We start from the raw sequence: 8,367 nt of genomic DNA, 5'->3' as shown, positions 1-8,367 counted from the left end.
GCAAAATTTTTTACACTTCTATTACTTCTTTATCGCACATCAGCAAAATCCCAGGGGATCAAGCAGCTTATGGCAGGCGGAGGTATCGCTCTGGTTGGTGCAACGCTGATCCCGCTGCTTTCCGGCCTGTTCGGTTAAGGGCTGACTTATGGGCAGTCTGTTTGAATGGATAACAGACTGGATTAAAGAGGGCCTGATCGATGCGATCACCGGACAGTACACCAGTATTTTCAACTCCGTCAACAACCAGGTTGCGGATGTGGCAAATCAGGTAGGACAGACCCCGCAGGGCTGGAATGGCGGCGTGTTTTCCATGATCCAGAATCTTTCGGAAACCGTCGTCATTCCCATTGCGGGCATGATCCTTACCTTTGTTCTTGTGTATGAACTGATCCAGATGATTCTCGAAAAGAACAACATGCACGAATTCGATACATTCAACATCTTCAAGTGGATTTTCAAGACTTTTGTTGCCACTTACCTGCTCACCAACTGTTTTACGATTGTGATGGCGGTCTTTGATGTGGCCCAAAATGTGGTGTCGCAAAGTGCCGGTGTCATAAACGGGAACCTGGATGTGCAGGCGGCGTTGTCTGATCTGGAAACCCAGCTTGAAGCAATGGGAATGTGGGAACTGATTGGACTGTGGCTGGAAACCAACATCATCAATCTGTGTATGTGGGTACTGTCCATCGTGATCTTTGTCATTGTATATGGCCGTATGATCGAGATTTATTTAACCGTGAGCCTTGCACCGATCCCGTTTTCCACAATGGCAAACCGGGAATGGGGACAAATGGGAACTGGGTATCTGCGTTCCCTTTTTGCCCTGGGTTTTCAGGGTTTTTTGATCTTGATCTGTGTTGCCATTTATGCAGTGCTGGTCCAGTCTATCCCATCGTCCGGCGATGTGCACGGCGCGATCTGGGGAACGGCGGGTTATACGGTGCTGCTGGCCTTTGCCCTGTTTAAGACAGGTTCGTTATCCAAATCCATATTTAATGCAAGATAGCATGAACAAAACCAATTCTAAAAAGGAGGATTTTATATATGAGTAAAACCAATACAGAAAAAATGGCGCCGGAGACACAGACGCCGGAAATGGCAAACGGCATGAAGCTGGATGTCCGCGTGCGTCCAATCGCCCCAATGGGAAACCTGCTGGCGTTTGCCAATGTTACGATTGGCGGATGCTTTAAGATTGACGGTTTCCGTATCTGTTCCAGTGAAAAGGGGCTGTATGTCAATATGCCCGCAACCCAGGATAAGGGAGGCAACTGGAAAGATGTCTGCTGGCCAGTTACGGCAGAGTTCCGCAAGCAGCTCAACGATGCCCTGATCGATGGGTACGGGCAGGCTATTGAAAATTTGCAGGCAACTCTTGAAGCAACAAAGGGAGCTGCGGAAAAGCCTTCCCTGACCGGTGCATTGAAGGAAAATGCCGGTAAGGTCAAAGAACAGCCGACTAAACCTGCCCCATCTAAGAATGAGCAGGCTCGCTAATGCCGGAAACGAAACAGTACGGCATTATCTATGCCGATCCGCCCTGGCATTATGACAGGAAACATGGAAGCGGCGTTGCGGAAAACCATTACCCCACAATGAGCATTGAAGAAATCTGTGCCCTGCCGGTATCGGAACTTGCCGCAAAAGACAGCGCCCTCTTTCTGTGGGCGACCTTCCCACAGCTCAATGAAGCCTTCCGGGTGATCGACGCCTGGGGGTTCAAATATAAAACGCTGGCTTTTCTATGGCTCAAACAGAACCGGAAAGCGGATAGCTGGTTTTATGGCATGGGCTTTTGGACCCGCTCAAACGCGGAGGTCTGCCTGCTGGCAACCAGAGGCCGTCCGAAACGCCAGTGTGCGGGAATCCATCAGTTTGTGATCTCCCATATTGAGCAGCACAGCAAGAAACCGGACGAGGTGCGGGATAAGATCGTAAAACTCATGGGCGATCAGCCCAGAGTGGAACTGTTTGCAAGACAAAAGACTCCCGGCTGGGATGTATGGGGCAATGAAGTGAACTGTACGCTGACTATGCCGGAGCGAAAGGGGTGATTTTGATAGAACAAGATGCAAAGCGGCTGCTTATGGAACGGCTGGACGAGTGTTTGAAGGTTCATGCGGATATGCTGGATGCACAGAACATCGGCAGCATTTACGAGTTGCAGGGATTTTCGGAACTCCACTATTATCTGAAGGTTGAGCATGTATTTACTCCGGCGGAAGTAGAGGCACTTCTTTCTTTTCAGGACCCGTTGGATGTAGCCCGATGGTGCTGGGAAGAAAATAACCATGAACACAGTTTCCCGATCTGCGATCTTCTCAAAGAAATTGATGCAGCGCAAAAATTTGAACATTTCACAAGCGAGCCTTCCGCACAGGACAAATATACGCTCCTGATGAAACGGCTGGGACAGAATTACTTTGCTTACAGGGAAAGCCTTATGTCAAGAGATAAGGAATCCTTAATTGAAAAAGCTGCTGAAATTACAGCCATGCAGGAGGCGTATTCCTATCTGACAACAAAGTTTGAGTTCAGGGATGAAATGCTGGATGATGTGCTGGCGCTTGAGAATCCTTTGAAATACTTTGCAGACCGTTGGCTTATGCCGGTTTCAGATGTGTTCGACGTGGATATGGATATTCGGGAAAATATTGCCGGAATCCGAGACAGCCAGGAATACCTGTGTCAGAGAGAGCCGGCTGTTTCTGTCCTGGCACGGCTGCAAAATGCGGCTCAGGAAGTGCGGGAATGTCCGGCTGTGGAGAAACCGGTACGCGATTTCGGTGCACGGTAATGGGCCGGAAATTATATTACGATGGGAGGTGTATAGATGCCTTATGTACCTGTACCAAAGGATTTAACCAAAGTTAAGACTAAGCTGGCCTTCAATCTGACGAAGCGCCAGCTTATTTGTTTCAGCCTTGCCGGGCTTGTCGGCCTTCCGGTGTATTTCTTTACCCGCGGGGCGATCGGCAATTCGGCGGCTGTACTTTTGATGATCGGGCTGATGATGCCCTTTTTCTTCTTCGCCATGTATGAGCGTGACGGGCAGCCGGCAGAAAAGATCTTGAAGAACCGGCTCCGTTATAAGCTCTGGCCGAAGGACCGTCCATACAGGACGGATAACCTGTATAAATCTATGTCAAAGAAGGAGGTTACAAAGATTGCCAAAAAACAAGCAGCAGGAAGCTCAGGAAAAGCGTCTGCAAAAAAACATCAGGCAGGCCAAAAAGACCGGAGCCGATGCAAAGCAGGGCAAAACTAAGTCTGCCCGTTCCAAGCCGTCTAAAAAAGGCGGCTTTTTTGCCGGGCTGAAAGCAGATGCCCCGCAGACGGTCCAGCAGAGCATTCCCTACCGTGAAATGTACCGGGATGGGATCTGCCGGCTGACCGATACCCTTTACACCAAAACGGTGCAGTTTTTTGATATTAACTATCAGCTTGCACAGGCAGATGATAAAGCACAGATCTTCGAGGGTTACTGCGATTTCTTAAATTACTTCGACGCCTCGATCCATGTGCAGCTTACCTTTATCAACCAGCGGGCCAATATGCAGGATTTTACCAAAAGCATTGACATCCCTCCCCGCGGCGACGAGTATGACGGAATCTGCAAGGAATACGGGGATATGTTAAAGAACCAGTTGCAGAAAGGAAATAACGGTCTCACCAAACGCAAATACATTACCTTTGGGATCGAGGCAGATGACCTGCGTACTGCGAAAATGCGTCTGGAACGCATTGAAACGGATGTGCTGGCAAATTTCAAGACCCTTGGAGTTCAGGCGAGATCCTTAAACGGACTGGAACGTCTGGAACTTCTTCACAGCCAGCTTCACCCGGACGGCCAGGAAAAGTTTCATTTCCAGTGGTCGGATCTGCCTAAGACCGGTCTTTCTACCAAAGACTTCGTTTCCCCATCCGGGCTGTCTTTTTCAAAGGATGGAAAGACATTTCGGGTAGGCGACCATTCCGGTGCTGTCTCCTTTTTGCAGATTTTGGCGCCGGAGCTTACTGACCGGCTTTTAGCGGATCTTCTTGACTTAAACGACGCCGTGACCGTCAACCTGCATATCCAGTCTATCGACCAGGCGCAGGCGATCCGAAACATCAAGCGCAAAATGTCGGACCTGCAGAAAATGACCATTGAGGAACAAAAGAAAGCGGTCCGATCCGGGTATGACATGGACATCATTCCCACCGACCTTGCCACCTATGGAGAGGAAGCCAAAAATCTTTTGCAGGATTTGCAGAGCCGCAATGAGCGCATGTTCCTTGTGACGGTACTGGTGGAAAATATCGCTGCCAAACGCCAAAAGCTGTTCAATGATATTTTTGCCGCTTCGGGTGTGGCACAGAAATACAACTGTGCCTTAAAACGGCTGGATTACCAGCAGGAACAGGGGCTTATGTCCTCGCTTGCTCTTGGTACGAACCAGATTGAAATTGAGCGCGGGCTTACGACCAGCAGCACAGCGATCTTTGTACCGTTTACCACCTGTGAACTGTTCCAGGAGGGCGAGGCATTGTATTACGGCCTGAACGCCCTTTCCAATAACTTGATCATGGCGAACAGAAAAACGCTGAAAAACCCCAATGGGCTGTTTCTCGGTACCCCAGGAAGCGGCAAATCTTTCTCTGCCAAGCGTGAGATCGTCAATGTGTTCCTTCTGACGGAGGACGACATCATTATCGCCGACCCGGAAAATGAGTATGGGCCGCTGGTACAGCAGTTCGGTTCCCAGGGGCAGGTCATTGATATTTCCCCTACTTCCACGAACTACATCAACCCGATGGACATCAATCTGGACTATTCCGATGATGAAAACCCGATCACTTTGAAAAGTGATTTTATCCTGTCGCTGTGTGACCTTATCATCGGCGGCAAAGAAGGACTTTCCCCCATTGAAAGGACGATCATCGACCGTTGTACCAGACTGGTGTACCGGGAATACCTGCAGGACCCGTGCCCGGAAAATATGCCGATCTTAGGTGATCTTTACGAGCTGCTTTTGAAACAGTCTGAACCGGAGGCACAGAATATCGCAACGGCGCTGGAAATCTATGTCAATGGTTCCCTTAACGTGTTCAACCACCGTTCCAATATCCAGATGGATAAACACCGGGTACTGTGTTTCCAGCTTAAGTCACTGGGAAAAGCCTTAAAGGAAATCGGGCTTTTGATCATGCAGGATGCGGTGTGGAACCGTGTCACGGCCAATCGCTCCAAACATAAAACAACCTGGTTCTATATCGACGAATTCCATCTTCTTTTGAAAGGGCAGACAGGAAGTTTCAGCGTGGAGATCTGGAAACGCTTCCGTAAATGGGGCGGAATTCCATCAGGTTTAACGCAGAATGTCAAGGACCTTCTGGCTTCCCGTGAGATCGAAAATATTTTTGAGAACTCGGACTTTATCTATATGCTCAACCAGGCCCAGGGAGACCGTCAGATTTTGGCAAAGCAGTTGGGAATCTCCCCGCACCAGCTTTCGTATGTGACCCATTCCGGTCCCGGCGAGGGGCTTTTGTTCTTTGGAAATGTGATCATCCCTTTTGTGGACCACTTCCCGAAGGACACACTCTTGTACAGCGTGCTTACCACAAGACCGGATGAAGTAGCGGGGACCAAAGCGTGAGACAAAAATTAAAATGGATCGGAGGTGAGAACAATGGCACACGACAGGGAATTTCAAAGGAGGCGCAAAGATACCCGGATGCCGGTGCGTGATTCCCACGGGGAGGATCAACCGGCAGCCAGGCAGACCGAACAGGATTTTGACCTGCGCAGGGCACGGGACACCCCTTCTTCTGTCAACGGCAAGACACACAGGCAGGACATCCCTGTACAGACGGAATTTTCCCATCTGTCACCGGAAACACCGGCGTCCTTGCTGGAACAGGGCGAAGCGTATGCAACCGCTTTGGATGGTTTTTCGGAACACTTTGAGACACCGGATGCTACCAGGACAGCGCCCCCGATACAGGACAACGTGCGAAGCAATTTCCGGCAGGAGGCTTCCAGGCGTTCTTTTGTAACAGAGGATGTGACAGACCATGATACCGGAAAATATGCTCCTTCTTCCGAAGGCTCAGCCCCACCGAACGGCACAGACAGATCCGGTCAGGAACACCGTTACCGAACACACCAGCATGGGAACAAATATCAGCAGCGTTTTCAGGAAGCGGCACAGGCGGAGGAACAGGCAGCGCAGAAGGAAAAGGGTATGGATAGCGAACCGCCGAAAACATCCAAGCTGGAATTTACTGCGGATGAACTACCGCCGGAGACAAAGGATAAAAAGCTCACCCATGCAAGACGGAAGGCGGAACGGACTGCACAAAAAGCAGAGCAGGCGCAAAATCGTCTACCTGCCCGGAAGAAACTGCGCATGGAGACGGTTTCCGACCCGGAGACCGGAAAAGCCAAAAAACACTTAAAATTTGAAAAGGAGGTCAAATCCCAAAAGGTCCATGTAAAAGGACCTGTACCCCTGCGTCCGGTCAAGGCGGGCGCCAATACTGCCATTGGTTACGCTCATAAAAAGATTTATGAGGCAGAGGATGAAAATGTGGGCATCAAGGCAGCCCACCGCTCTGAACTTGTGGGCGAGGCAGGGCTTCGCACGGCATATCACCGGCATAAAACTGCCCCCTACCGAAAGGCAGCGAAATTACAGCAAAAATCAGCAAAAGCAAACGCAAGACTTGCTTACCGGCAGGCTCTTAGCGACCACCCGGAGCTGAAGAAACATGCGATTGCCCGGATATGGCAGAAACAAAAACTGAAAAGGCAGTATGCCAAGGCTGCCCGTGAAGCCGGGAAACAGGCAAAAAATGCCGCAGTCGCAACAGAGAGGGTCAGCGTCGGTATTGTCCATGCGGTCAAACGGCACCCTGTAATCTGCCTTGTCCTCCTGCTTCTCCTTTTGGTAATTTTCCTGATCACATCCCTGTTTTCCACGTTCTCCAATATCGGGACCGGCGGTTTGGGAAGTCTGGCTGCTTCTACCTATCTTGCAGATGATCAGGACATCAACCAGGCGGAGCTTACCTATACCGAATGGGAAACGGATCTGCAAATGGAAATAGACCGGGTGGAATCAGACCGCCCCGGCTATGACGAATACCGGTATAACCTGGGCGCAATCGAGCATGACCCGTATGTGCTGATGGGGTATCTGACTTCTGCTTATCAGGGATTTACTTACGATGAAGTGGAAAGCGTGCTGCGGCAGCTTTTCCAGGAACAATATACCCTGTCCTTTTCAGAAGAAACCGAGATCCGTTACCGCACCGAAACTTCCGTTGATCCGGAAACCGGGGAAGAAACCCAGGAGGAAGTGCCTTATGAATGGCGCATCTTAAATGTCAAGCTCACAGTCACACCTCTAGAAAACCTGGTCGTTTCCCGGATGAACGCAGACCAGAAAGAGATCTGCGAGATCCTGCTGCAGACAAAAGGAAACCGCCAGTATGTCAAAAATGTCTTTGGCACCAACTGGCTCCCTTATGTGACCAGTTATTACGGCTACCGGGTACATCCCATCAGTGGGGAAAAGAACTATCACACCGGTGTGGACATCGGGATGCCGGAGGGCACAGAGATCCTTGCCGGGCATGACGGAACGGTCACCCTTGCGGGAAATGCCGGCGGTTATGGCTTGTGTGTCGCTATTGAAGGCGAGGCATACGAAGGACATACCCTGACGACCAAATACGGGCACTGTTCCCAGATCCTTGTTTCTGCCGGGCAGGAGGTCAAAGCCGGGGATGTGATTGCAAAGGTCGGGAATACCGGAAATTCTACCGGGGCCCACCTGCACTTAGAAGTCCTGGTTGACGGCCAGTATTTGAATCCCCTGTATTTTGCCGATACCGGCGATACCAGCGAACGGCACCTGCCGGAAGTTGGTTCAGGCGGCACAGGAAACTACTTCGATTATGACATTCCACCGGAAGCCCTTGCGGATGAACAGTTTGCCGCAATGATGGCCGAGGCGGAAAAATATCTTGGCTATCCGTATGTATGGGGAGGCGCAAGCCCTTCCACTTCCTTTGACTGTTCCGGCTATGTGTCCTGGGTGATCAACAACTGCGGCGTTGGCTGGAATTTCGGAAGGCTGACCGCGGATGGTCTTTTAGGTGTATGTACGCCGGTATCAAGTGCGGATGCAAAACCGGGCGACCTGATCTTCTTCCAGGGGACCTACAACACCAGCGGCGCAAGCCATGTAGGGATCTATGTGGGAAATGGAATGATGATCCACTGTGGAGACCCGATTTCTTATGCAAACATCAATACAAGCTACTGGCAGCAGCATTTTTATACATTTGGGCGTCTGCCTTAACAGATTG

The 8,367-nt window shown here is 50.5% G+C and carries 8 protein-coding genes; all 8 read left to right on the top strand.

What is annotated here, in order from left to right; genetic code table 11:
• Window positions 1–138 (top strand): Maff2 family mobile element protein (locus DW694_RS15865; protein ID WP_118753306.1); only part of this gene is annotated, 138 nt, incomplete at its 5' end.
• Window positions 139–148: 10 nt separating this feature from the next.
• Window positions 149–1,012: a VirB6/TrbL-like conjugal transfer protein, CD1112 family gene (locus tag DW694_RS15860; RefSeq protein ID WP_005361084.1), complete on the top strand. Its 864-nt coding sequence runs from the start codon at window positions 149–151 to the stop codon at window positions 1,010–1,012.
• A 38-nt stretch (window positions 1,013–1,050) separates the two neighbouring features.
• Complete coding sequence (locus tag DW694_RS15855; RefSeq protein WP_064785871.1) at window positions 1,051–1,503, top strand: SpoVG family protein; 453 nt, start codon at window positions 1,051–1,053, stop codon at window positions 1,501–1,503.
• The gene (locus DW694_RS15850) at window positions 1,503–2,060 is read left to right on the top strand and encodes an MT-A70 family methyltransferase (RefSeq protein ID WP_005361089.1); all 558 of its coding nucleotides are present in this window, start codon (window positions 1,503–1,505) and stop codon (window positions 2,058–2,060) included. The genes DW694_RS15855 and DW694_RS15850 overlap by 1 nt, the downstream gene beginning before the upstream one ends.
• Window positions 2,057–2,803: a hypothetical protein gene (locus DW694_RS15845; RefSeq protein WP_286187234.1), complete on the top strand. Its 747-nt coding sequence runs from the start codon at window positions 2,057–2,059 to the stop codon at window positions 2,801–2,803. The genes DW694_RS15850 and DW694_RS15845 overlap by 4 nt, the downstream gene beginning before the upstream one ends.
• 36 nt (window positions 2,804–2,839) lie before the next feature.
• Window positions 2,840–3,274 carry a PrgI family protein gene (locus DW694_RS15840; RefSeq protein ID WP_117505240.1) on the top strand — a complete coding sequence of 145 codons (435 nt, stop codon included), beginning with the start codon at window positions 2,840–2,842 and terminating at the stop codon, window positions 3,272–3,274.
• Window positions 3,174–5,648, top strand: coding sequence for a VirB4-like conjugal transfer ATPase, CD1110 family (locus DW694_RS15835; RefSeq protein WP_182465512.1), 2,475 nt, complete (start codon window positions 3,174–3,176; stop codon window positions 5,646–5,648). Before DW694_RS15840 ends, DW694_RS15835 begins: the two co-directional genes overlap by 101 nt.
• A gap of 33 nt (window positions 5,649–5,681) precedes the next feature.
• Window positions 5,682–8,360, top strand: a complete 2,679-nt coding sequence (locus DW694_RS15830; protein ID WP_117657261.1) for a CD1108 family mobile element protein — start codon at window positions 5,682–5,684, stop codon at window positions 8,358–8,360.
• Window positions 8,361–8,367 lie beyond the last annotated feature (7 nt).

It is taken from the genome of Ruminococcus sp. AM26-12LB, from assembly GCF_003480785.1.
GTDB lineage: Bacteria > Bacillota > Clostridia > Lachnospirales > Lachnospiraceae > Blautia_A > Blautia_A fusiformis.
This window is presented reverse-complemented; position numbering and strand designations above follow the sequence as displayed.

Coding starts and splice junctions, on each gene's coding strand:
- DW694_RS15855 (WP_064785871.1), top strand. CDS start 1,051: ATGAGTAAAACCAATACAGAAAAAATGGCGCCGGAGACACAGACGCCG.
- DW694_RS15840 (WP_117505240.1), top strand. CDS start 2,840: ATGCCTTATGTACCTGTACCAAAGGATTTAACCAAAGTTAAGACTAAG.
- DW694_RS15830 (WP_117657261.1), top strand. CDS start 5,682: ATGGCACACGACAGGGAATTTCAAAGGAGGCGCAAAGATACCCGGATG.
- DW694_RS15860 (WP_005361084.1), top strand. CDS start 149: ATGGGCAGTCTGTTTGAATGGATAACAGACTGGATTAAAGAGGGCCTG.
- DW694_RS15850 (WP_005361089.1), top strand. CDS start 1,503: ATGCCGGAAACGAAACAGTACGGCATTATCTATGCCGATCCGCCCTGG.